Here is a 22,959-nt window from a genome sequence, read left to right as displayed (position 1 = left end):
TTATTTTTCAATTTCGGTTCTATCATTGTTAGTTGAGGGGTTAGAGATCACTAAGAACTCAAGATCTTTTGTTGCTTCATTAGCAATATAATGTTGAACTGTAGGTAAGATAGAAATACTTTCTTCTTCTTTTACTAAAACTTTTTCATTGTTGATATAAAACACAGCTTCTCCTCTTAAAATATAGAAGAACTGACTGGCTACCTTGTGGAAGTGTAATTTTTCAGCACTACCAGGAGGCATTTTTTCTTGCTTTACAGAAAGCCCGGGAGTATCTTTCAATACCCAGCTATCACAATTATTTCCCCAGATATAATGTTCGGAATTATCTTTCGAGTTTTTCATTTCTACTTTTTTTGAGCATGATAAATATATTAAACCCTAAAGCAATAAACAATAATCCCAGAAACACAAAAATCATATTACTTAATGTCCTGATCTTCTCTTCAGCCACCCACACACTCTCTACAACAGTATCTCCCATTAATAATAAAAATGGAATTAAGATACTGTAAGCAAATATTTGTATTGATTTCTTGTTACGAAAACCATCAGGAACATGAACCATCGGAGAATTTGGGTTTCTTGTAACTCCAACAAGAATAAAAAAGACAAATGTAGAAATAGAAGGGGCAACCCATATCATTTTTTTATGATCATACCCATTTATATTTCCCTGAGCATCAAAATGAGTGGGAATAATATCTGGCAGTCCTGCATATTTCATTCCGGTAAAAACCCAAATTGAAATAAGTAAAATAATGCTGACAATTAATAAACACTTTGAAATCATTTCCTTTACTTACTAAAGAACACTTTTTATGACCCTCAATTTGTGGGTATGTTTATTCATTTCTTTATTAAAAATCCCTGTAGAATCCAGGATATCAATTCTTACTTTTCCTGAAGCGTGAATAATTTTCTGATTCTCCAGCATAATTCCAACATGGATAATTTTTCCTTCGGGGTTTTCAAAAAAGGCTAAGTCTCCCGGCTGACTTTCTTCAACGAACGTTAGCGGTTCTCCTACTTCCGCCTGTTGATAAGTATCTCTAGGAAGTTTTATATCGTGAATCTTATAAACCAATTGGGTAAAACCAGAACAATCTACTGCAAAGAAACTCTTTCCGCCCCATAAGTAAGGAACATTAATGAATTCTCTTGCTGTTAATGCAATACTTTCACGAATGTCATGACTTCTTCGGGATGCTACTGCAGAAAATTCAACTTCTGAACCCATGGAAAGTAATGTTTTCCCATCATTCATTAACACTGAAGCAAAGTCCTCAGTAATTAAAGTTACCTTTCTTTTAGCAAGCTCTTCGTCTGAAACAGATCTTATTTGTTTAGTATCCATCCATCCTTCATACCCATCATAGTGCATCTTTATTTTGGTCCAGTTTTTATCTACTTCCAAAATATCAGCACTTTCACCAAACAATATCTCTGTAACAATTTCTGCTTTATCCGAGTTTTCTGCACGAACAGGAGCTACAGTAACAATACAAATTCCTTTACTCATTAAGTTTATATTAAAAGATTGAATGATTCAAAGATTAAAGAATTAGATTCTCCAAAACCCTTGAATTTATTTTCTTCTCAGAAAATTTACGCCATCACGCAAAGGTAAAATAAGATTTTCAAAATCTTCATCTTTTGCAATCAAATCATTAAGTTCCTTAATTACCTGTGTTGATCTTTGTTTTGGATTCTCTTCCAATACTTTTCCGTACCAAAGAACATTGTCAAATAATATTACAGAACCAGATTTTGTATGCGGTTTAATTAATCTAAAATATTCAGCATAATTATCTTTATCCGCATCAATGAAAACCAAATCAAAAACTTCTTCAGTTTCTTTTAAAAAATCTTTGGCATCCTGAAGTTTAAAATATATCTGCTCTGAATATTCACTTTCTGAAAAATATTTCTGGGGAAGATAAGCAAGATCTTCATTCACATCTAAAGTCGTAATTTTTCCATCTTTAGACAAGCCTGTAGCTAAGCAAAGGGTTGCATAACCTGTAAAAGTTCCTATTTCAAGAACATTTTTAGGCTGCATCATTTTGGAAATAATAGTCAAAAGCCTTCCCTGCTGATAGCCGGAGATCATGTGAGGCTGCGTTGTTTTCTGGAAAGTTTCTCTCCTTAATTTTTTTAAAATTTCAGGTTCTGAAGAAGCATGTGCTTCCAAATATCTGTCCATTTCAGCGTTCTTTTCTTCAAAAAAACTCATGTTACCAATTTTTGTTATTCAAATTTAGCTAAATAAAAGAAAAAAATACCTCAATCCGAAACAAAAGATATGATAAAAATAGGGAAACCCTCATTATAAATACCGTAAAAACCCGGATGGTTTCGCCGACAATACATGGTATCTTTGCTAAGCGATAACGACACCAAATATTATATTATATATACCATGGAAACAGAAGTAAGTAAAGTTAAACAAAAGAGAAGAGTTACAGGATCTCTCGAAAATGTATCTTCTTCTGGAGAAAAGACACGCAAATTATCCGATTCATTTTTTAAGCGAATTATTTCATTATTGAAAAGAGAAGAACTAGTTTGATTAAAAGAATAAATCCCGAATTTCTTCGGGATTTATTTATTATTATAGTTTTTGAATTATTTCTTAGGCGTAATATCCATTAGTTTCATAAACTCATCAAGTTTAGGCATAATGATAATTTCTGTTCTTCTGTTTTCAGCTCTTCCGGAAACGCTCATATTTGTTGCCTTAGGATTGTATTCTGAACGTCCTCCCGCAGTAATTCTTGAAGGATCAACACCAAACTGAGTTTGTAGTATTTTAGCAACAGCAGTACCTCTCAATGCAGAAAGATCCCAGTTATCTCTTGGTAAATTCGCTGAACTTAAAGGAGCATTATCTGTGTTACCTTCGATCAATACAGAATATTTATCGTAATCGTTGATTACTTTCGCTACTTTACCTAACACCTCCTGAGCTGCAGGTAAGATATTGTAATCTCCGGTTTTATATAACATTTTATCAGATAGAGAAATCATAACAACTCCTTTCAATACTTTTATCTGAACATCTTCATCCGTCACATTATCCAATGATCTTTTCAGTTTATTAGACAATGCTAAGTTCAAGCTATCGTTTTTAGCATTATTTGAAATCAATTGCTTGATATAAGAGTTGGAAGCATTAATCTCACCTACTAATTTATCAATATTTGCAGAACTTTTTCCTGTATTAGACAAACAAGCATCTAAAGATGACTTTAGGGCATCGTGTTGACTTTTCAGTAAATTATTCTCGCCAGATAATGCAGAGTTCTGAGATTTCAGATCCTGAATCTCTCTTTGTCTTTCTCCGATGTTTTCAATACATTGCTTATAGTTAGAACTTAATGCATCATACTGCTTTTTGCTGACACAAGATGTCATTCCCAACGCCATTGCAGAAACTGCTAAAATTTTTAATATCTTCATAAATAATCTTTTTTAGACGAATCAAAGTTAGAAAATTCAATTGAATTATATGAATTATCTTTGCACAAAAGAAATTCTCAACATCTATGTTGAAAAAATTAAGTATTAAAGATCAGCTAGAAAATCTCGTTAACCTACCAGAAAAACACACCTATCTTTTAGCGGTAAGTGGTGGTGCTGATTCTATGGTTCTAGTGTCACTTTTCCACAACTTGGGGCTCGACTTTGAGGTCGCCCATATTAACTATAAACTTCGGGGTGAGGATTCTGATTTGGATCAAAAAGTTGTACAAGATTTTTGTGAGAAAAATCATATTAAATTTCATTTGTATGAAGTTTCAGAGAAAGATAACAAACCAGAAAATTCTATTCAACTTTGGGCCAGAGAAATCAGATATCATTTTTTTAAACTAATTCAGGAAAAAGAAAATCTAGACTTTCTCGTAACAGCGCATCATTTAAATGATCAGCTGGAAACCTTCATTATCAATCTTTCAAAAGCATCCGGAATTACTGGGTTGAGTGGAATTCCTGCAAACGACAATAAAATACTGCGACCACTCTTAAGCTTTTCCAAACAAGAGATCTATGCTTTTGCAAAAGATAATAATATTCAATACAGAGAAGATGCTTCCAATAAAAAAAGTGATTATCTAAGAAATAAGATCAGAAATGAAATTGTTCCGAAACTTATGGAAACAAATGATCATTTTTTAGAAAATTTCAAGAAAACATCTTCTTATTTAAATCAAACTAAAGATTTTGTTCAGAAACAAATTCAGGAAATTGAAAATAACCTTTTAATATTTAACAAAGACCATAAAATACTATCAAAAGAAAAGCTAAATCAGGAAAGTGATTTTGTAAAGTTTGAGATTCTGAAGAAATATGGCTTTAATCAGGAAGAGGAAATTAAAAAAATTTTTAATGCCGAAACCGGAAGTTCTTTTTTTTCCAGTAATTACCAGTTGGTTGTCAATAGGAATGAATTAATTATTATTAATCAAACCGATGAAAAAGAAAATGAAGAGGAAATTATTCTGATGGAAAAATTCAATTCCAATACAACAGATATTAACATAGATCTTAACGACTTTATCCCTCCAGGTACTGATATTGAAAAAAGTTTCCGATGGTGTTTTGATGCAGAACAGATCGAGTTTCCATTAGTTTTGCGAAAAAAACAGGAAGGCGATTTATTTTATCCATTATACTTTTCGGGAAAAAAGAAAGTTTCCAAGTTTTTTAAGGATGAAAAATTATCTATTTTAGCGAAGCAAAAAATTTGGGTATTAGCAGACGGCAATAAAAATGTATTAGGCGTTATTCCTTACAGACAAGACAGACGATTTGTATGTACTGAAAAAACAAAATATACCCTCAACCTTTTTAACTAAAAGTAAAAATGAAAAGTAAATTTAAAGCATGGCTGTTATTAGCTTTGGTATTCTTATTTTCAGGACTCAACGCACAGATCAAAAATCCTGTAAAATTTAAATTCACAGTCAATGATCTAGGAAATAATCAATATGAAGCAGTACTGAATGCTACTATGGAAAGCGGCTGGCATATTTACTCCAGAGACATTCCTGAGGATACAGGAATTCCTACGGAGTATAAAGTTTCGGGGAAAAACATAGAATTGATTGGAAAATTTCAAGAGGTTGGAAAAAAGCACGAGGAATTTTCAGAGGCTTTTGGTGGTACCATTGTTTTTTATTCAAACTCTGCAGGTTTTAAACAAAAATTCAAACTTAAAGATCCTACAAAACCAGCTGACGTAACTTCAGAGATCACCTATCAAACTTGTGATGATAGAGTTTGTCTTGCTCCCAATACATTAGAATTTAATCAAAAAGTAACCCCAAAAGGAGTTACTGAAGAAGTAATTCCTGAAACCACCACAGAAGCTGCAAAAGATTCTGCGAAAACAGTAGTAAAGGTTGTAGAAAATCCTGCAAAGGGTGATGTTACTGTTACAGAAGCATCACATTTAGACCCTAAACAATTAAAAATAGAAACACTAGATTTCAAAAAACCTTTAACTGATTGTGGCACTAAATCTTCAAAGGTTGACGAAAACTATTGGACTTATCTGTTTTTAGGGTTTATTGGGGGCTTAATCGCCTTGTTAACACCATGTGTTTTCCCAATGATTCCTTTAACGGTTTCCTTCTTTACAAAGGGAAATAAGAACAAAGCAAAAGGTAAAAGAGATGCCCTTATTTATGGATTTTTTATTTTATTAATATTTGTTCTATTAAGTCTTCCTTTCCATTTAATTAATGGAATCGCTGGAAATATTTTCAATGAAATTTCTACGAGCGTTTGGCTAAATGTAGCCTTCTTCATTATATTTATTTTCTTCGCAGGAAGTTTCTTTGGATATTATGACATTACATTACCAAGCTCAATAGCCAACAAATCTTCTAAAGCTGAAGAAGCAGGAGGAATTATCGGAATCTTCTTCATGGCTTTAACACTGGTTATCGTTTCATTCTCTTGTACCGGACCAATTTTAGGAAGTTTATTAGGAAGTGCTGTTACAGGTTCTACGAATGTACCCATGTTATTAACTTTTGCACTAGCAGGATTTGGATTAGCTTGGGCAATTATTTTTGGACTTTTAGCATTATTCCCACAAGCATTACAAAGCCTTCCAAAATCAGGAGGCTGGATGAATACAGTAAAGGTCTTTTTAGGTTTCGTAGAATTAGCTTTAGCTTTAAAATTCTTATCCAAAGCAGATTTGGTTTCTAAAACATTCTTCCTAAAAAGAGAACTATTTATCGTTATCTGGATTATCATTACTATAGGTCTTACCCTATATTTATTTGGACTGATCAGATTCCCTCACGATGACAAAAAACCTAAGATCTCTATTACAAGAAAAATATTGGGAGCACTAGGTGTTGGATTTGTCATCTATTTAATTCAAGGGTTAATTCCTTCAGAACGTCCAAAGCTTCAATTATTGAGTGGGATTTTGCCACCGCTGAATGTTAGTTATTTCCATGATGAAAAAGATGGAATTCTGGGAATGCATCCTGAACATGATTTCTTTAGTGCTATTGAGTTAGCGAAAAAAGAAAATAAGCCAATTCTAATTGACTTTACCGGTTATGGTTGTGAAAACTGTAGAAAGATGGAAGAATTCGTATGGAGCGAGCCTGATATTCTACCTATTTTACAAAATGATGTTGTTCTTGCTTCTCTTTACGTGGATGACAAAGAAGAACTTCCAGAGGATCAAAAAACCAAAATTGATCTTGGGGAAGGGCAAATTAAAAAAGTAAAAACAATTGGTGACCGATGGAGTTTGTTCCAACAAGTGAATTTTAATAATAACTCACAACCACATTACGTATTGGTTACACCAGACGGAAAAGTAATCAATTCACCCGTATCCGGCTACATGCCAAAAGAGGACTTTAAAAAATTCCTCGAATGCGGAGTTAATTATTACAAACAGAATAAATAGTTTTAAACTTAAAATAATGCAGCCTTACCAATCTCTTTGGTAAGGCTTTTTTAATGCATTGATTTTAACAACATTTAAGTATAAATATTCAATAAAACAATTAAATTATTATCACTTTACTTAATTAGGTATAAACTTTGCATAGATTTCCTCAAATAAAGAAAAACACTTCATTCTTTATTAAAAACCGTTTAACATTTAAAAATTGTATTATGGCTGAAGTTATCGCACAAGAAAAATCAGGAAGCAAGCAACGGAAAAAATTAATCCGTATTGACATGACTCCAATGGTAGATTTAGGTTTTTTATTAATTACCTTTTTTATGTTCACTACCAATTTTACGAAACCGAATGTAATGGATCTGGGATTGCCTGCAAAGGATCACACTCCCAACCCTATACCTCCACCAATAGATATTGACACCCAAAATCAAATAACATTTATTATCGGGAAAGATAACAGAGTGTTTTACCACCAAGAGGCAAAAGAAGATTTAAACACCAACAATTTAAAGGAGACAAACTTCAGTGGAGTAAATATCTCAAAAGTAATTTCAGAAGCTTATAAAAAAGCTCCTAAAAAAGAAATCTTTACTATCATTGTAAAACCTACAGACGATTCCAATTATAAGAACTTTGTAGATATGTTAGACAATATTGCTATTTCTAAAAAGGAACGATACGGCGTTACAGATATCAAGCCTTGGGAGAAAAAAGTCTACGAAGAATTAACAAAATAAAAAAAGAAAGAGCATTTTAAAAATGCTCTTTTTTATTTACTTTTGAGCATATAATTTTATTCTTCGATGAAAAACATTTTAATCGCCGCTGCAATTGCCACTTTATTCGTTTCATGTTCAAAAAAAGAAATGCAATCAACATCAAGTCAAGTGGACAGCATAAAAATTGTTGATTCTATCAATGCTGCAAGAACAAAAATAAATGACAGTATTAGAAGTACAAATTATTTTAAAGATTTTAACGGAGATCACAAATTCACCCACAACCTTATTAAAAAATCGGGTTCTGTAAATTTCAAAAAGACAGAAGGAGAAAAGGATCACTACAAAGTTCTTGGGGATATAAAATCAGGAAAAGATTATGTACATATTCAAGGTTATATGAAAATTGTTTCTGAGAAACATATGAATTTTACAGGAAGTATATCACAAAGTATTTCTGAAAATGAGAACGGAAAAATAGACATAAGACAGGGTACAAAAACTTTCCTATCCAAAGATGGTGGAAAAACCTGGAGACTCCAGGACATGGTAAACGGCTCAGGATTTGTAGACTATATCGATATTCACTTTTAATTTTTGAACGCATGCTAAACTTTGAGAAAACAGGAAATGGAAAAGAGACATTAGTTTTACTTCATGGCTTTATGGAAAATCTTTCCATTTGGAGTGATGTTGAGTCTCATCTATCAAAAAACTTCACTCTTCTAAAAATAGATCTGCCTGGTCATGGGAAATCTGAAATTTTAGCCGATGTTCATACCATGGAACTTATGGCTGAAGAAGTAAAAAAAGTCTTAGTTGATCAAAAACTTGACAAAGTTCATTTATTAGGACACTCCATGGGAGGTTATACTTCATTAGCATTTGCTGAAAAATACCCCGAATCACTAAAAAGTTTAACTTTATTTTTCTCCACCTACTTTGCTGACGATGAGGAAAAGAAAAAACAACGTATAAAAAGTTACCGAATTATTCAGGAAGCATTTCCAAATTATGCCAGAGCGGGAATCCCCAATTTATTCAATCCAAATGAAAGAGATACGCTTGAAGGAAAAATAGAAACAGCTTTAGAGGTTGCCCTTTCTACCAATAACCTTGGGGCTTTAGCATGTGTAAAAGGTATGGTTGCACGAACAGATAAAAAACACGTCATAGAAAATCTCGAAGCGAAAATTCTGGTTCTGTCAGGAAAACATGACAATGCGGTAAAAACAGAAACCACCATTAGCAATCTTCCTGACAGAACAAATATAAAATCTTACGTTTTAGATTGCGGACATAACGGACACTGGGAAAAACCAAGTATTTGTGCCGAAATTATCAACACTGAGCTGCTTCATAATATGCCGAAAAATTTAGTTTTATAAAATTTAGTATATGAAAATCTGGATATTCTCATTCATCTTTATTGTATTTCTCAACTGCAAAAAAGAAACTGCAGAAGCGAAGAGTATTCCAAAGGATTCAATTCAATTAACTGAAAACACCAAAAAGGACAGTATAAAAACACCAGAAAATAAACCTGGCATCTTTACTTTCACCACTGAGCTATGTGATAATAAAGGGTATTATGATGAGACCAAGTACACGAAGGAAGAACTGACAGGAACCTACAAATTATATTTTGAACTTAACGGCTTATTACTAGATTCACCGCACGTTTTTGGGCTTGAAGCTCTCCGGGAAACAAGAAGAGATAAAGATCATATATTGCAAAAATTGGAGAAAGAATTCATCGAGAAGAAAAAGCTAATTGAAAACCTGAAAATTGTAAACATTCCCTTTTGGCAAAATGTGAAGAAACAAAAATATCAGGAACTGCTCCAAGATTATGAAAGGCAAAAAATCCAGATCATAGCCTATTCTGACCCATCCGTTTTACTTAATAGCAAAAAATTTCAGGACTGCACCCATTTTGCAAAAGCACTGATCTCAGATGACACTCAAATGGTTGAAGAGTGGCGGAAGCTGAGATTAGAAATGAGCAAAAGAAATGGCAATCCGGAAAACATCATGAATGAATTTGAAAACCGCCTCAACTCTGTTGATAAAAAAGATTATGCAATTATAGATCTGATTGTTTTTGGATGGGGAAACTGTGCTAATAATAAAATTGAAAGACCCAACTATGATGAAAAAATGAGTGATCAATTTAATTCTCTCTTCATAAAAGTTGATTCAGAATGCGATGAACCTTAGTTCAGATTTATTAAAATTTCTTGTATCTTAGTAAAGATTAATTTCCTCAATGAGTTTATTCTCTTCCAAAAAAAAGGACCCCATTATCGGCTTGACACTTTCTGGCGGAGGCATGCGCGGAATAGCTCATATTGCCGTTTTAAAAGCATTAGAAGAATATAATTTAAAACCTCAAATTATTTCAGGAACCAGTGCAGGTTCTATTGTTGGAGCATTCTATTCTTTCGGGAAAACGCCCGATGAAATGATGGAAATCGTAAAGAATACAACTTTTTTTTCAAGATCCTATTTAAAGCTTTCTAAAAATGGGATTTTCAGCTCAAATTTTATTTTAAAACTCCTTACTGATTACTTTCCCGAAGATGATTTCAAGATTTTAAAAATCCCTGTCTATGTTGCTGCAACAGAAATGACACATGGAATTGTAGATTTCTTCTCGGAAGGCCCACTATTTCAACCTCTGTTAGCCTCTTCCAGTGTTCCTTTTGTTCTTCCTCCTGTAAGAATGGGTGAAAAAATATATGTAGATGGTGGCGTTTTAGATAACTTACCTATTGAACCTATTATTGATAAATGTGATTTCTTAATTGCATCTCATGTTAATTCGATCAGTTATGATGAATTAAAAAAAATGAGTTTAATGAAAGAGTTTGATAGAATTTTGCATTTAGCAATTGCAAAATCTGTTTATTCTAAAGTGAGTTCCTGCGATATCTTCTTAGATCCGCCGAAAATGACAAAATTTAGTTTATTCCACAAGAAAAATCTGGATGAAATGTTCCAACAGGTCTACGAATACACCTGTAAAGAATTGGAGAGCAAGGGGTATACAAAAATTTAAAAACCATTTTTCTCTCTTTATGACTTCTTAAATCTAAACGATTTTACCTTCTTACAAATTCTCTTCTGCCACTCTGGTTTTAAAGGTCTCGAGGGTATCAGGTAAAGATTCATTTGATTTTCCACCTGCCGCATTGATATGACCACCGCCATTGAAATACTTTCTTGAAAACTGATTCACATCCACATCATCTTTACTTCGGAAAGATATTTTTATGAAATCCTCGTACAAATCTTCCATAAAAAATGCAGACATTTTAACGCCAACGATACTTAGTCCATAATTAACAAAACCTTCAGTATCTCCTTTTTGGAAACCATATTCCTGAAGCTCTTTTCTTGTCAGATACAAAACCGCTACTGTGCCATCATTTACCACTTCTATCCTTCCCAGAATTAAAGCAAGTAAGTGTAATCGGGAGACAGTGTTGGTATCCCAGGTATTAGAAGTAATAACAGAAGGATCAGCACCCTTTTCAATTAGATTAGCAATAATACGGTGCGTTGTAGCACTCGTGGAACGAAAACGAAATCCTCCGGTATCTGTCATAATTCCGGTATAAAGACATTCTGCAATATCTTTATTCACTAAATCTTCATCACCCATTGCTTCAATGAAATGATAGATCATTTGTGAAGTGGCAGGAATAATCGTATCAGAATACACATAATCAAATGCTTCAGGCTGCTGATGATGGTCGATAAGGATTTTTTTTGCAGTAGATTTCACAAGCCAATCTCCTAAAATTCCAATTCTTGAAGGTGAATTGAAATCCAAACAGAAAATTACATCAGCCTCATTAATCAGATCAAAAGCAATCTTTCTCTTATATTCAGCGACAATATTTTTCCTCGCCTCAGGCATCCATTTCAGAAACTTAGGAAAATCATTTGGCACAAGCACTTCAGCTACAATTCCTTTAGCATTCAAATAATGTTTTAAACCTAAACTGGAACCGATAGCATCACCATCAGGATTATAATGGGTAAGAATAACTATTTTATTTTCAGGAGTAAGTAGTGTATTAATTTCTAAAAGTTCCGCTGGTGTAAACATCTTTATGTTCTTTAAATTTGAGTCTCCAAAGATAGAGCTTTTAAATAAATCATTAAGCATTAATTTAAGCAACATAGATGCTCTATTTACAATCAACCATATTAATATGACACAAAAAACATTTGAAATTATTTCAAAAAAAAGTAATATAAATTTGTAACTTCTAAAAAAATATATATCTTTGCAACCTGAAAAATAAATAGATAATTACGATTTAAATATATAGTAATGAGTAAAAGAACATTCCAGCCATCAGAAAGAAAAAGAAGAAACAAACACGGTTTCAGAGAAAGAATGTCAACGCCAAACGGTAGAAGAGTTTTGGCTGCAAGAAGAGCTAAAGGCAGAAAGAGTTTAACGATCAGTGCTGCACGCGCTAAGAGATAATCTCAAAATTATCATATACAAATCATGCTTGAAAAGAAGTTTTTCAGGCATTTTTTGTTGTTAAAATTTACTAAAATTTAGGTTCTTTAGGTTTCTTTTTTCTATTTTTAAAATCTGAAAAGATTTTCTTTAGAAATAGCCCTTTTAAAATTGAATTATGCCACATACAAATATCATAGGAGATAGCATTATAACTTTGCAGCACGCAAAAATTGCCCAAAAAAGCTTCACTGTACTTTCCGACGTTAATCTAAACATTAAGAAAGGAAGATTCTGTTATCTTATTGGAAAAACGGGATCAGGAAAAAGCTCTCTTTTGAAAACACTGTATGGACATATTCCTTTAGCATCAGGACATGGAGATGTAGTAGGTTTTGATCTTGCTAAAATGAGAACCTCTGACATTCCTAATCTAAGAAGAAAATTAGGAATTGTTTTCCAGGATTTCCAATTGCTTTCAGACAGAACCGTAGAAAAGAATTTAAAATTCGTCCTTGAAGCTACCGGATGGAGTGATAAGATAAAGATGGAGGATCGCATCAATGAAGTTCTGGGAAGCGTAAACATGAAAAGCAAAAAGCATAAAATGCCACACGAACTTTCCGGAGGAGAGCAACAACGTATAGCGATTGCAAGAGCTTTATTAAATCATCCTGATCTTATTTTAGCGGATGAGCCAACTGGAAATTTAGATCCTGAAACTTCAAATGAAATCATGACCCTTCTAAAGCAGGTTGCTTTGGAAAACGGAGCTGCAGTAGTAATGGCAACCCATGATTACCATATGATTCAAAATTTCCCGGGGGAAGCTATCAGATGTGAAGATGGAAAAGTATCAGTATTGGATACTACAGAATTATTTGAATAATTATTTACTAAAAATATGAAACTCTTTTGTGAGTTCCAGATATTGGTCCGAGTATTTTCTCGGACTTTTTTCTATCACAAAATCAACTTCTTCAATATTACTTTGATTCAAAGAAAATTCTAAGATTAATCTCTTAGTCTTTGAATTTTCTATTCCTTTAATATCAATTCTCCTTTTTAAAAACAAATGATGATCTTCAGAAATCTTCATAAAATCATTTCCGGCCTCAACAGGAATAATTACGGAGAAAATTCCATTTTCAGAAAGCAATGAAAAAGCTTTTGAAATCAGTTGCTTAAAATTTAACTCAACAGTTTGTCGGGCAACTTTATCTTTAGCAGAATTAGACTCTTCAAAATAAGGTGGGTTAGAAACAATCAGATCAAATTTTTCATTGGTTTCGAAAGTTTTAAAATCCTGAAGGGTATTTTTTAATCTTGCTCTAAAAATAGAATTTTCAAAATTAGTTTTAGTTAGGTTTACAGCCACATCCTGAATATCTAATCCTAAAAATTCGGCATCGGAGTTCCTCTGAGCAAGCATTAATGATATTAAACCAGTCCCTGTACCCACTTCCAGCACTTTTCGTACACCTGTTACATAGGCTAGAGCTCCGAGCAAAACACCATCCGTCCCAACACGGAAAACCTCCGGGGATTGATGAATATCAAATTGTTTAAACTTAAAAGGTTTCACTATAAGTTAGTGGGGAGTGTGATCGTAAATGTAGAACCTTTATCAACTTCCGATTTCACAGAAATCTCACCTTTATAATCTTCTACCATTTTTCTTACCATTGATAACCCTAATCCCATTCCACTATTTTTTGAAGTGAAATTAGGCTCAAATATTCTTTCATACATATTATCAGGAATACCTACCCCATTATCCTGTACAGAAATCATTACCCTTCTTTGATGCTGTTCTATATCGACATTAATGATTAATTTCCTATCATCACTTTGAGCCTGTTTCGCATTGGTAACAAGGTTTGTAATGATTCTTGAAAGATAAATCTTATCCATATTAATCATAATATTGGATTTGTTCGTATGAACGAAAACACTGTCATCGCTGAAAACCCGAAGAATATCCGCTATTTCTGCATTAAGGTTAATTGTCTCATTGTTTTTTTCAGGAAGCTTTGCAAATTCTGAAAATGCTGAAGCAACAGTAGCAATTAAATCGATCTGATCTACCATCGTCTTACTCATCAATTTCACCCTCTCCGTAACATTGGGATCCTGTGGATCGAATTTCCTTTCAAAATTCTGAATGGTAAGTTTCATAGGAGTCAAAGGATTTTTCACTTCATGAGCGACCTGCTTTGCCATTTCTCTCCATGCTTCCTCAGATGCTTTGAAACGAAGCCTTTCTTTTTGATCCTGAATCTGAAGGATCATCCTGTTATAAGCTCTTGCTAAGGCATTCAATTCATCATTCTTATAATATCTGATCGGACGCATTTCGTTCTCAAACAAAGTAATCCGGGTAATCATATCAGAAAATTTAGTAATATTTTTTGCTAAACTGTTTGATGTTACCCAACTGATCCATATACTAAATATGATAAGGAAAAAGTCAACTAAAAGGATATATTTAACATACTTATGAAGCACCTCCAGATAAGATGATTCATTATGATAAAGCGGAATATATACGATCCCTATTGGCTCCAAAACATTGTTTTTTAAAACCATATAAGAGGAAGTAAATACCGCATCTTTAGCCTGATCATAACCCCTGATATCCACTCTGGCATCAGTTGTCAGTATTCGATTAACAATATCTACCGGAATTGACTTTTGTGAGATCAATCCCTCATCTTTATTTGAAAGCAGATAATGACCTTTTAAATCGTAAATAACAATATCATGTTGATTAATATCTGCAATTTCGAAAATCTTATTTCCTAAAACTTGTGGAAGATCTTTTGTCTCAAGAATAGTACGACTTACAGCATAATCCAGAAATCTCATTACAGCACTGGTTTTTTCCTGCATGTCTATCTTACTTTGCTGTAATGAATTGCTTCTTAAAACAAAATAAGGAACAAGAGATGAAGCAACTACACTTAAAAGACATACCAACAAGAAACCGAAAAACACACGATTTCTCAAGCTATATCCTTTGTACTTATTAATTGCCATTCTGTTTATTAATTAACCTAGCAATATACTTACCAATTATATCAAATTCCAGATTTACTTTGTCTCCAATTTTTAAATGTTGCATATTGGTAAACTCCCAGGTATAAGGAATAATGGCTACCGAAAATTGAGAATCTTCACTTTTTGCTACTGTTAAACTTATTCCATTCATGGTAATTGAACCCTGAGGAACAGTTACAAAACCTCCTTCATTGTCATATTTAATGGTAATAAAATAACTTCCGTCTTTATTTTCAATTCCTGCAACCTCTCCCGTTTTATCGACATGCCCCTGAACAATATGCCCATCCAGTCTTCCGTCCATCTTCATACAGCGCTCCAGGTTCACAACTGTTCCAACGTTCCAATTTCCGAGATTCGTTTTTTCTAATGTTTCATTAATCGCTGTTACAACATATTGGTCATCTTTAATATCAACAACCGTTAGACAACAACCGTTATGAGCCAGACTCTGATCTATTTTCAATTCATTGGTAAAGGGACAGGTTAAAGTAAAATCAATATTACTTCCTTTTTCCTCAATTTTCTCAATAACCCCAACTGCTTCAATAATTCCTGTGAACATATTATTTTTTGCTAAATTTGTAAAATTATAATCTTCAAAGATAATCAAAATGAGTCCAAAAAACTATAAAGTACGAGTAGGAATTTCAATAGGTGATTTCAATGGTATCGGCCCTGAAATCATCATGAAGTCTTTGAAAGACAAAACAATTACAGATTTTTTTACTCCGATAATTTTCGGATCAGGAAAACTTTTTACTTATCAGAAAAATATTTTTAAACTGAATCTTAATTTCAATTATATTAATGAAGCTTCACAAGCGCAAGGCGGAAAGCTAAATATGGTAAACCTTGCAAAAGACAACTCCAATGTAGAATTAGGTGTTCCAACGGAAGAGTCTACCCAAATGGCAATTGCTTCTCTGGAAGCTGCTACTGAAGCTTTGATAAAAGGAGAAATCGATGTTCTTGTTACTGCTCCCATCAATAAAGATGAAATGGTAAAAATGGGCTTCAAGCACGCAGGTCATACCGGATATTTTGAAGAGAAATTCAATAAAAAAGGGCTAATGTTTCTAGTAACTGATGATTTAAAAGTAGCCGTTTCTACCCATCACATCCCTATTGCCAAGGTAGCAGAAAACATATCCAAAGAGAAAATCAAAAAGCAGATCAAAGCTTTAAACCAAACTCTAATAGAGGATTTCTGTATTCAGAAACCTAAAATTGCTGTGTTAGGATTAAATCCTCACTCAGGAGATGGCGGAGTTATTGGAAGCGAGGAAATAGAAATTATAGGACCAGCTATAAAAGAACTGTCAGACAATGGAATTTTAGCTTTTGGCCCATTTCCTGCAGACAGTTTCTTTCAGCCCAATAAATACAAAAATTTCGATGCCGTTTTGGCAATGTATCATGATCAGGGATTGGCACCATTCAAAACATTAGCTTATGAAGAGGGTGTAAATTATACTGCTGGGTTACCGTTTATAAGAACCTCTCCTGACCACGGAGTTGCTTATGATATTGCCGGAAAAAACATTGCAGATGAGCAAAGTTTTACGGAGGCTATTTTTACAGCAATTAAAATTTTCAACAACAGGAGTGAATATAATGATCTAATGAGCAATAGAATGCAGCCAAGAAAAATGGTTATAGACAATGGAATAGACGAAGATTTGCCTGATGAAAACGAAGCGTAAATAAAACAAACGCATTTTAAAACAATTTGTTTGACATTTTATTTGTAATTATAAAAAAAATGCATATTTTTGCACACTCATTTTATGGACAAGTTAAGAAACTATGACGTAAGCTTTTCCGGATTAAAAAACGGCAAGCATCAGTTCAAATTTGAGATAGATCAATCGTTCTTTCAATTATTTGACACTGAACAGGAATTTACAAATCCTAGAATTACGGTAGATGCTTTCCTAGAAAAGCACACCACTTTTTTAGAATTTGAAATAAAAATCAATGGAATTGTAGAATTGGTTTGTGATATTACAAACGCAGAATTCGACTATCCTATAGAGAATGAAATTAAAGTTTTGGTAAAGTTTGGAGAAGAATATGATGATAGTGATGAAAACGTTATTACCATTCCAAGCACAGACCACGCTTTCAATGTAGCACAGTTGATTTACGAGAATGTGATGCTTTCCATACCAATGAAAAAAGTATCTCCAAACGTAAGCGATGAAGATTTAGAAATTCTTGATCAATTCAGTCCTAAAGATATTGAAGAGGTTGAAGAAGAACACGAAAGTGACCCGAGATGGGAAGCGCTTAAAAAATTAAAAGACAAAAATTAAAATAATTTAAATATGATGAGATGATGAAAAAAATCTCATCGCTCATCAAATTAAAATAGTTATTACACAATGGCACATCCAAAGAGAAGACAGTCGTCCACAAGAAGAGATAAGAGAAGAACTCACTACAAAGCTGTAGTTCCTCAATTAGCTAAAGATGCAACTACAGGTGAACTTCACCTTTACCACAGAGCTCACTGGCATGAAGGAAAACTTTACTATAGAGGTAAAGTAGTATTGGAGAAAACAGTGGAAACTACTGAAGAAAACTAAGAGGCTATTTTTTAAAAAAACCTCATTTTAATACAAAAACCGTCCAATTTTGATAAAATTGGACGGTTTTTTGTTGTTTTTTATGTTTTTTTGGTATCTTTGACCCAAAATCAAATATCAAATTTATGGACATTAAAGACATACAAAATCTTATTAAGTTTGTATCTAAAGCTGAGGTTTCAGAAGTAAAATACAAAACTAAAGATTTCGAAATCACTATTAAAACTCCATTAGCAGGAAGTGAAGTGAACTATGCACAACCTGCAGTTTACCATACTGCTCCACAGCAAGCAGCTGCTCCTGTACAAACGGCTACTCCTGTCGTTCCTACTGAAAAGACTGAAGCCGCTTCTGATGACAGCAAATATGTAACTATCAAATCTCCAATGATTGGTACTTTCTACAGAAAGCCATCTCCAGATAAAGATGTTTTTGTAAATGTAGGTGACGAGGTTTCTAACGGAAAAATTGTTTGTGTAATTGAAGCAATGAAGTTATTCAACCAGATAGAATCTGAAATCAGCGGAAAAATCGTTAAGATATTGGTAGATGATGCTACACCTGTAGAGTATGACCAACCTTTATTCTTGGTAGATCCATCTTAAGGAATTTTAGATTAAAGATTATAAATTTTAGATGAATACTTTTCATTTAAAATAATTTAAAATTCAAAATTTATAATTTAAAATTTCGGAAAGATGTTCAAAAAAATATTAATAGCCAACCGTGGCGAAATTGCAATGCGTATTCTTCGTACTTGCAAAGAAATGGGGATCAAAACCGTTGCAGTATATTCTACTGCAGACAAAGACAGTCTTCACGTAAGATTTGCTGATGAGGCAGTTTGTATTGGTCCTGCGATGAGTAAAGACTCTTATCTTAAAATTCCAAATATCATTGCTGCTGCAGAAATAACCAATGCAGATGCTATTCATCCTGGATATGGTTTCTTATCTGAAAATGCTAATTTCTCAAGAATCTGTCAGAAGAATGGTATTAAATTTATTGGTGCTTCTCCTGAACAGATCGAGAAAATGGGTGACAAAGCTAATGCCAAGGCAACTATGAAAGCGGCTGGTGTACCATGTGTACCAGGTTCGGATGGATTGATCGAATCCTATGAACATGCTGTAAAAGTAGCTGAGGAGACAGGATACCCAGTCATGATCAAAGCAACTGCAGGTGGTGGTGGAAAAGGAATGAGAGCTGTTTGGAAAGCTGAGGACCTTAAAGACCATTGGGAATCTGCCATTCAAGAAGCCGTAGCTGCTTTCGGAAACGGAGGTATGTATATGGAGAAATTAATTGAAGAGCCTAGACATATTGAAATTCAGGTAGCAGGAGACCAATACGGTAAAGCCTGTCATCTTTCTGAAAGAGATTGTTCAGTACAGAGAAGAAATCAGAAATTAACTGAAGAGACTCCATCTCCTTTTATGACTGATGAACTTCGTGAGAAAATGGGTGATGCAGCAGTAAAAGCAGCAGAATTTATTGGTTACGAAGGTGTGGGAACAATAGAATTCTTAGTAGACAAGCACAGAAATTTCTATTTCATGGAAATGAATACAAGAATTCAGGTGGAACACCCGATCACTGAGCAGGTAATTGATTATGATCTGATCAGAGAACAAATTCTTTTGGCTGCAGGAACGCCTATTTCAGGAATTAACTATTATCCAAAATTACATTCTATCGAATGTAGAATCAATGCAGAGGATCCTTATGCTGACTTCAGACCATCTCCAGGAAAAATCACAGGATTGAACATTCCTGGTGGGCATGGAATCAGAGTTGACACTCACGTATATTCAGGATATACAATCCCTTCCAACTATGATTCAATGATTGCAAAATTGATCACCACGGCTCAGACCCGTGAGGAAGCAATCGCTAAAATGAAACGTGCATTGGAGGAATTTTATATTGAAGGTGTAAAAACAACAATCCCTTTCCACAGACAACTAATGGATGATGAGGATTATCTTGCAGGAAACTACACCACAAAATTCATGGAGAGTTTTGTAATGGATAGAAAATACGATAATCATTAGGATTATTTTATATAAAAAAGCAGAAACTGTCTCATTATGAGGCAGTTTTTTATTTTATGCCTTATCATATTAAATTATTAACTTTGTACAAAACCAAAAGAATATGTCAACAGTAGAAACAGAAAAAAACTCACAGTATTTTATTGACCTTGAAGACAAACATGGAGCACATAACTATCACCCTTTACCCGTAGTTTTAGACCGCGGAGAAGGTGTTTTTGTTTGGGATGTAGAAGGCAAAAAATATTATGATTTTCTTTCAGCTTACTCTGCTGTTAACCAAGGGCATTCTCATCCTAAAATTGTAGAAGCTTTAGTAAATCAAGCAAAAAAATTAGCTTTAACTTCTAGAGCATTTTACAATTCTAACTTAGGAGAATACGAAGAGAAAATCACAACCCTATTCGGCTTTGACAAGGTATTACCTATGAATTCTGGAGCAGAAGCTGTAGAAACAGCGGTAAAACTTGCCAGAAAATGGAGTTATGAAGTAAAAGGAATTTCTGAAAATGCTGCAAAAATAGTTGTATGTGAAAATAATTTTCACGGAAGAACAACAACGATCGTTTCTTTCTCTAATGATCCTGATGCTAATCAGAATTATGGACCTTTTACACCCGGGTTCATTAAAATCCCATATAATGACATTGCTGCACTTGAGGAAGTACTAAGCAAGGAAGCAGGAAATATTGCTGCATTTTTAGTTGAACCTATTCAAGGAGAAGCTGGGGTTTATGTTCCAAATGATGGATTTCTGAAAAATGCATCTGAGCTTTGTAAAAAACATAATGTTCTCTTCATTGCTGACGAAGTACAGACAGGTATCGCAAGAACAGGAAAATTGATCGCTTGCCATCATGAAGATGTACAACCTGACATTTTAATCTTAGGAAAAGCGCTTTCAGGTGGTATGTATCCAGTATCTGCTGTTTTAGCAAATAATGAAATCATGAATGTCATTAAGCCTGGTCAACACGGTTCAACATTTGGTGGAAACCCAATAGCATGTGCGGTTGCAATTGCAGCTTTAGATGTTGTTGCCGATGAGAATTTATCTGAAAGAGCCGAGCAATTAGGACAACTTTTCAGAAGCGAGATCGAAAAATTAATTGAAAAATCTGATTTGATTACTAAAGTTAGAGGTAAAGGCTTATTAAATGCTATTTTAATTAACGATACACCAGATAGTTCTACAGCTTGGAATCTCTGTCTGAAATTAAAAGAAAACGGATTGCTAGCTAAACCAACTCACGGAAATATCATCAGATTGGCACCACCATTGGTAATCACTGAAGAGCACTTACTTGATTGTGTGAAAATTATCGAAAAAACTATTTTAGATTTCAAAAAATAAATATGCCTGAACTCACTGAAAAAGTAAGTGGCTTAATCATAACCTATAACGAAGAAAAAAACATTCGGGAAGTACTCGAATGTTTTGATTTTTGCGATGAAATTGTTATTATTGACTCTTTTAGTAGTGATAAAACTTTAGAAATTGCTGATGCTAATCCTAAAGTAAAAATAATCCAGAATGTCTTTGAAGATTTTACAAAACAAAGAAATCTGGCTCTGGATCATGCTAAAAATGATTGGGTTTTATTTTTGGATGGTGATGAGAGAATTACGCCACTATTAAGAGCTGAAATTATTAATGAGCTCAATAAATCTGATAAAAAGGATGCCTATTATTTTTATAGAAAATTCTTTTTTGCAGGAAAGCCTATTCATTTTTCGGGAACTCAAACTGATAAAAATTTTAGACTTTTCAGAAGATCAAAAGCAAGATATATTTCAGAGAAAAAAGTTCATGAAACATTGGACGTTTCAGGAACAATTGGTGAATTGGAAAATAAATTACTCCATTTTTCCGTTTCAGATTATGAGTCCTACAAACACAAGATGATTCATTACGGAATTTTAAAGGGCCAGGAGTTATCAAATAAGGGGAAAAAATTTACTACAATAACACAATATACTAAAACAGCATTTAAATTCTTCAAGGCATACATTTTGCGGTTAGGAATATTAGATGGCAAAGAGGGGTATCAACTTTCATATTTACAGGCGTTAAGCGTATATGAAACTTATGAATCGTTAAAAAGGGAACAAAATTAGTTGAATGAAGATTTGTGTAATTAGTTATGATTTTTGGGGTTATGATAAACATATTGTAGAAACATTATGCAAAAAAGGTATTGATGCACATCATATCAAAATTGCCAATGTTACCCATTCTAATTTTCAAGAAAGAGCAACTAATGCAATTAGCAAGGTTTTCTTAAATAAAAATCTAAAAACAGAAAAAAGGCAACAGTTTGTTTTGGATTCTCTAATAAAATTAGGCCGCCAGGATCAAATTTTAGTTTTGAATCCTGATGCCTTTGATATATCAACTTTAGAAGAAATTAAAACTTATAGTTATAGATTAATCACCTATCTCTATGATAGCCTTGAAAGATTTCCTGTTGAAGATGAAAAACTTGATCTTTTTGACAAAGTGTTCTCGTTTGACGCTATTGATATTAAAAAACATAAATTTGAGAAACTGACCAATTATATTTATCTGGATCATCTTTCCTTTGAACAACAAAATCCCAAGATAGATCTCTTCTATATCACATCATATGACAATAAGAGGGTCTCGTACATTAAGTTACTGGCAAAAAAATTAATTGCACTGAACTTAAAGTTTCAAATAATGATTATTGGAAAGAAAAGTTGGAAAAACCAACTAAAAAACCTGTTTATAACCGTTCCTGAGAATTTATCAATAATCTTTGGTATCAAAAAGGTTTCTCATAAAGATCTTCCTAATTATTATAAAAACTCTAAAGCCTTGCTTGACTTGACCCGTGAAAACCAACACGGTTTAAGTTTCAGAGTATTTGAAGCCATGGCATTGGAAAAAAAAGTTATTACAGACAATCAGCTCATTAAGGATTATGATTTCTATAATCCAAATAATATTTTGGTTCTTGATGAAACCTGTAGTAATCTTACTGAACACTTCTTTAATCAGCCTTATGAAAAGATACCTGATGAAATTTATCATTATTATACACTTGACAACTGGGTAAAGAGATTATTTGACCTGAATATTTAG

General features: G+C 33.3%; 26 protein-coding genes. 17 read left to right on the top strand and 9 right to left on the bottom strand.

From position 1 onward, the window contains the following. From J7E44_RS07785 to J7E44_RS07765, 5 genes are all read right to left on the bottom strand, one after another. Complete coding sequence (locus J7E44_RS07785) at window positions 1-345, bottom strand: cupin domain-containing protein (protein WP_214827502.1); 345 nt, start codon at window positions 343-345, stop codon at window positions 1-3. After that, window positions 326-793 (bottom strand): DUF1648 domain-containing protein, encoded by a 468-nt coding sequence (locus tag J7E44_RS07780; protein WP_214827500.1) that lies wholly within the window; start codon window positions 791-793, stop codon window positions 326-328. Before J7E44_RS07780 ends, J7E44_RS07785 begins: the two co-directional genes overlap by 20 nt. 12 nt (window positions 794-805) lie before the next feature. After that, window positions 806-1,522 (bottom strand): C40 family peptidase, encoded by a 717-nt coding sequence (locus J7E44_RS07775; protein WP_214827497.1) that lies wholly within the window; start codon window positions 1,520-1,522, stop codon window positions 806-808. A gap of 66 nt (window positions 1,523-1,588) precedes the next feature. Next, window positions 1,589-2,236, bottom strand: a complete 648-nt coding sequence (locus J7E44_RS07770) for an O-methyltransferase (protein ID WP_214827488.1) — start codon at window positions 2,234-2,236, stop codon at window positions 1,589-1,591. Window positions 2,237-2,628: 392 nt separating this feature from the next. Next, window positions 2,629-3,462: an OmpA family protein gene (locus J7E44_RS07765; protein ID WP_214827485.1), complete on the bottom strand. Its 834-nt coding sequence runs from the start codon at window positions 3,460-3,462 to the stop codon at window positions 2,629-2,631. An 86-nt stretch (window positions 3,463-3,548) separates the two neighbouring features. On the opposite strand from J7E44_RS07765, the gene tilS reads away from it, so the two are divergent. The 7 genes from tilS to J7E44_RS07730 all read left to right on the top strand — a co-directional run bounded on the left by tilS (window position 3,549) and on the right by J7E44_RS07730 (window position 10,726). After that, on the top strand, window positions 3,549-4,859 hold the full coding sequence (gene tilS, locus J7E44_RS07760; protein WP_214827482.1) for a tRNA lysidine(34) synthetase TilS: 1,311 nt from the start codon (window positions 3,549-3,551) through the stop codon (window positions 4,857-4,859). Window positions 4,860-4,867: 8 nt separating this feature from the next. Continuing rightward, window positions 4,868-6,943, top strand: a complete 2,076-nt coding sequence (locus tag J7E44_RS07755) for a protein-disulfide reductase DsbD family protein (RefSeq protein WP_214827479.1) — start codon at window positions 4,868-4,870, stop codon at window positions 6,941-6,943. Between the two features lie 212 nt (window positions 6,944-7,155). Next, window positions 7,156-7,683 carry a biopolymer transporter ExbD gene (locus tag J7E44_RS07750; RefSeq protein ID WP_214827476.1) on the top strand — a complete coding sequence of 176 codons (528 nt, stop codon included), beginning with the start codon at window positions 7,156-7,158 and terminating at the stop codon, window positions 7,681-7,683. 66 nt (window positions 7,684-7,749) lie between these two features. After that, complete coding sequence (locus J7E44_RS07745; RefSeq protein WP_214827473.1) at window positions 7,750-8,259, top strand: hypothetical protein; 510 nt, start codon at window positions 7,750-7,752, stop codon at window positions 8,257-8,259. 11 nt (window positions 8,260-8,270) lie between these two features. Then, window positions 8,271-9,053, top strand: coding sequence for an alpha/beta fold hydrolase (locus tag J7E44_RS07740; protein WP_214827470.1), 783 nt, complete (start codon window positions 8,271-8,273; stop codon window positions 9,051-9,053). 10 nt (window positions 9,054-9,063) lie between these two features. Further along, a complete protein-coding gene (locus tag J7E44_RS07735) occupies window positions 9,064-9,885 on the top strand; it encodes a hypothetical protein (RefSeq protein WP_214827467.1) in 822 nt (273 codons plus the stop codon). Window positions 9,886-9,934: 49 nt separating this feature from the next. Further along, window positions 9,935-10,726 carry a patatin-like phospholipase family protein gene (locus J7E44_RS07730; protein WP_214827465.1) on the top strand — a complete coding sequence of 264 codons (792 nt, stop codon included), beginning with the start codon at window positions 9,935-9,937 and terminating at the stop codon, window positions 10,724-10,726. 51 nt (window positions 10,727-10,777) lie between these two features. Here the strand turns inward: J7E44_RS07730 and J7E44_RS07725 are convergent, their stop codons facing one another. Continuing rightward, the gene (locus J7E44_RS07725) at window positions 10,778-11,782 is read right to left on the bottom strand and encodes a DHH family phosphoesterase (protein ID WP_214829195.1); all 1,005 of its coding nucleotides are present in this window, start codon (window positions 11,780-11,782) and stop codon (window positions 10,778-10,780) included. A gap of 228 nt (window positions 11,783-12,010) precedes the next feature. Here J7E44_RS07725 and rpmH point away from each other — a divergent pair, with 228 nt between their 5' ends. Both rpmH and J7E44_RS07715 read left to right on the top strand, forming a co-directional pair. Further along, on the top strand, window positions 12,011-12,169 hold the full coding sequence (gene rpmH / locus J7E44_RS07720; RefSeq protein ID WP_034681061.1) for a 50S ribosomal protein L34: 159 nt from the start codon (window positions 12,011-12,013) through the stop codon (window positions 12,167-12,169). 157 nt (window positions 12,170-12,326) lie between these two features. Further along, window positions 12,327-13,037 carry a cell division ATP-binding protein FtsE gene (locus tag J7E44_RS07715; RefSeq protein ID WP_214827459.1) on the top strand — a complete coding sequence of 237 codons (711 nt, stop codon included), beginning with the start codon at window positions 12,327-12,329 and terminating at the stop codon, window positions 13,035-13,037. On the opposite strand, the gene J7E44_RS07710 is transcribed toward J7E44_RS07715, so the two are convergent. Genes J7E44_RS07710 through J7E44_RS07700 form a run of 3 tightly spaced genes read right to left on the bottom strand, consistent with a single transcriptional unit; the run spans window position 13,038 to window position 15,773 of the window. Next, entirely contained in the window at window positions 13,038-13,733 is a 696-nt protein-coding gene (locus tag J7E44_RS07710; RefSeq protein WP_214827457.1) for a tRNA1(Val) (adenine(37)-N6)-methyltransferase, read from the bottom strand. Further along, window positions 13,733-15,187, bottom strand: coding sequence for a sensor histidine kinase (locus tag J7E44_RS07705; protein ID WP_214827455.1), 1,455 nt, complete (start codon window positions 15,185-15,187; stop codon window positions 13,733-13,735). Before J7E44_RS07705 ends, J7E44_RS07710 begins: the two co-directional genes overlap by 1 nt. Next, the gene (locus tag J7E44_RS07700; RefSeq protein ID WP_214827452.1) at window positions 15,177-15,773 is read right to left on the bottom strand and encodes a riboflavin synthase; all 597 of its coding nucleotides are present in this window, start codon (window positions 15,771-15,773) and stop codon (window positions 15,177-15,179) included. The genes J7E44_RS07705 and J7E44_RS07700 overlap by 11 nt, the downstream gene beginning before the upstream one ends. 49 nt (window positions 15,774-15,822) lie before the next feature. Here J7E44_RS07700 and pdxA point away from each other — a divergent pair, with 49 nt between their 5' ends. The 8 genes from pdxA (at window position 15,823) to J7E44_RS07660 (ending at window position 22,959) form a co-directional block, all read left to right on the top strand. Next, entirely contained in the window at window positions 15,823-16,914 is a 1,092-nt protein-coding gene (gene pdxA, locus J7E44_RS07695; RefSeq protein WP_214827449.1) for a 4-hydroxythreonine-4-phosphate dehydrogenase PdxA, read from the top strand. Between the two features lie 84 nt (window positions 16,915-16,998). Further along, window positions 16,999-17,526, top strand: a complete 528-nt coding sequence (locus tag J7E44_RS07690) for a YceD family protein (RefSeq protein WP_214827447.1) — start codon at window positions 16,999-17,001, stop codon at window positions 17,524-17,526. 69 nt (window positions 17,527-17,595) lie between these two features. After that, the gene (rpmF, locus tag J7E44_RS07685; RefSeq protein ID WP_034681046.1) at window positions 17,596-17,799 is read left to right on the top strand and encodes a 50S ribosomal protein L32; all 204 of its coding nucleotides are present in this window, start codon (window positions 17,596-17,598) and stop codon (window positions 17,797-17,799) included. Between the two features lie 125 nt (window positions 17,800-17,924). Next, window positions 17,925-18,404, top strand: a complete 480-nt coding sequence (gene accB, locus J7E44_RS07680; RefSeq protein ID WP_214827444.1) for an acetyl-CoA carboxylase biotin carboxyl carrier protein — start codon at window positions 17,925-17,927, stop codon at window positions 18,402-18,404. A 93-nt stretch (window positions 18,405-18,497) separates the two neighbouring features. Next, window positions 18,498-19,853, top strand: a complete 1,356-nt coding sequence (gene accC / locus J7E44_RS07675) for an acetyl-CoA carboxylase biotin carboxylase subunit (protein ID WP_214827441.1) — start codon at window positions 18,498-18,500, stop codon at window positions 19,851-19,853. 103 nt (window positions 19,854-19,956) lie between these two features. Beyond that, a complete protein-coding gene (gene rocD, locus J7E44_RS07670) occupies window positions 19,957-21,207 on the top strand; it encodes an ornithine--oxo-acid transaminase (RefSeq protein ID WP_214827438.1) in 1,251 nt (416 codons plus the stop codon). Between the two features lie 2 nt (window positions 21,208-21,209). Beyond that, window positions 21,210-21,971 carry a glycosyltransferase family 2 protein gene (locus J7E44_RS07665; RefSeq protein WP_214827435.1) on the top strand — a complete coding sequence of 254 codons (762 nt, stop codon included), beginning with the start codon at window positions 21,210-21,212 and terminating at the stop codon, window positions 21,969-21,971. A gap of 4 nt (window positions 21,972-21,975) precedes the next feature. Then, complete coding sequence (locus J7E44_RS07660) at window positions 21,976-22,959, top strand: WaaS/CpsH family glycosyltransferase (protein ID WP_214827432.1); 984 nt, start codon at window positions 21,976-21,978, stop codon at window positions 22,957-22,959.

It is taken from the genome of Chryseobacterium sp. ISL-6 (assembly GCF_018613715.1).
In the GTDB taxonomy this organism is placed as follows: domain Bacteria; phylum Bacteroidota; class Bacteroidia; order Flavobacteriales; family Weeksellaceae; genus Chryseobacterium; species Chryseobacterium paludis.
Note: the sequence above shows the minus strand (reverse complement) of the source record. Positions and strands in the feature narration are given on the sequence as shown.

Bases quoted from the DNA above. Each gene is read 5' to 3' on its own strand.
- J7E44_RS07755 (WP_214827479.1), top strand. From the start codon at position 4,868: ATGAAAAGTAAATTTAAAGCATGGCTGTTATTAGCTTTGGTATTCTTA.
- J7E44_RS07700 (WP_214827452.1), bottom strand. From the start codon at position 15,773: ATGTTCACAGGAATTATTGAAGCAGTTGGGGTTATTGAGAAAATTGAG.
- J7E44_RS07690 (WP_214827447.1), top strand. From the start codon at position 16,999: ATGGACAAGTTAAGAAACTATGACGTAAGCTTTTCCGGATTAAAAAAC.
- J7E44_RS07765 (WP_214827485.1), bottom strand. From the start codon at position 3,462: ATGAAGATATTAAAAATTTTAGCAGTTTCTGCAATGGCGTTGGGAATG.
- rocD (WP_214827438.1), top strand. From the start codon at position 19,957: ATGTCAACAGTAGAAACAGAAAAAAACTCACAGTATTTTATTGACCTT.
- accC (WP_214827441.1), top strand. From the start codon at position 18,498: ATGTTCAAAAAAATATTAATAGCCAACCGTGGCGAAATTGCAATGCGT.
- J7E44_RS07735 (WP_214827467.1), top strand. From the start codon at position 9,064: ATGAAAATCTGGATATTCTCATTCATCTTTATTGTATTTCTCAACTGC.
- J7E44_RS07745 (WP_214827473.1), top strand. From the start codon at position 7,750: ATGAAAAACATTTTAATCGCCGCTGCAATTGCCACTTTATTCGTTTCA.
- pdxA (WP_214827449.1), top strand. From the start codon at position 15,823: ATGAGTCCAAAAAACTATAAAGTACGAGTAGGAATTTCAATAGGTGAT.
- J7E44_RS07660 (WP_214827432.1), top strand. From the start codon at position 21,976: ATGAAGATTTGTGTAATTAGTTATGATTTTTGGGGTTATGATAAACAT.
- J7E44_RS07780 (WP_214827500.1), bottom strand. From the start codon at position 793: ATGATTTCAAAGTGTTTATTAATTGTCAGCATTATTTTACTTATTTCA.
- J7E44_RS07705 (WP_214827455.1), bottom strand. From the start codon at position 15,187: ATGGCAATTAATAAGTACAAAGGATATAGCTTGAGAAATCGTGTGTTT.
- J7E44_RS07715 (WP_214827459.1), top strand. From the start codon at position 12,327: ATGCCACATACAAATATCATAGGAGATAGCATTATAACTTTGCAGCAC.
- J7E44_RS07750 (WP_214827476.1), top strand. From the start codon at position 7,156: ATGGCTGAAGTTATCGCACAAGAAAAATCAGGAAGCAAGCAACGGAAA.
- J7E44_RS07770 (WP_214827488.1), bottom strand. From the start codon at position 2,236: ATGAGTTTTTTTGAAGAAAAGAACGCTGAAATGGACAGATATTTGGAA.
- J7E44_RS07725 (WP_214829195.1), bottom strand. From the start codon at position 11,782: ATGTTTACACCAGCGGAACTTTTAGAAATTAATACACTACTTACTCCT.
- J7E44_RS07730 (WP_214827465.1), top strand. From the start codon at position 9,935: ATGAGTTTATTCTCTTCCAAAAAAAAGGACCCCATTATCGGCTTGACA.
- rpmF (WP_034681046.1), top strand. From the start codon at position 17,596: ATGGCACATCCAAAGAGAAGACAGTCGTCCACAAGAAGAGATAAGAGA.
- J7E44_RS07785 (WP_214827502.1), bottom strand. From the start codon at position 345: ATGAAAAACTCGAAAGATAATTCCGAACATTATATCTGGGGAAATAAT.
- J7E44_RS07665 (WP_214827435.1), top strand. From the start codon at position 21,210: ATGCCTGAACTCACTGAAAAAGTAAGTGGCTTAATCATAACCTATAAC.
- tilS (WP_214827482.1), top strand. From the start codon at position 3,549: ATGTTGAAAAAATTAAGTATTAAAGATCAGCTAGAAAATCTCGTTAAC.
- J7E44_RS07740 (WP_214827470.1), top strand. From the start codon at position 8,271: ATGCTAAACTTTGAGAAAACAGGAAATGGAAAAGAGACATTAGTTTTA.
- rpmH (WP_034681061.1), top strand. From the start codon at position 12,011: ATGAGTAAAAGAACATTCCAGCCATCAGAAAGAAAAAGAAGAAACAAA.
- J7E44_RS07775 (WP_214827497.1), bottom strand. From the start codon at position 1,522: ATGAGTAAAGGAATTTGTATTGTTACTGTAGCTCCTGTTCGTGCAGAA.
- accB (WP_214827444.1), top strand. From the start codon at position 17,925: ATGGACATTAAAGACATACAAAATCTTATTAAGTTTGTATCTAAAGCT.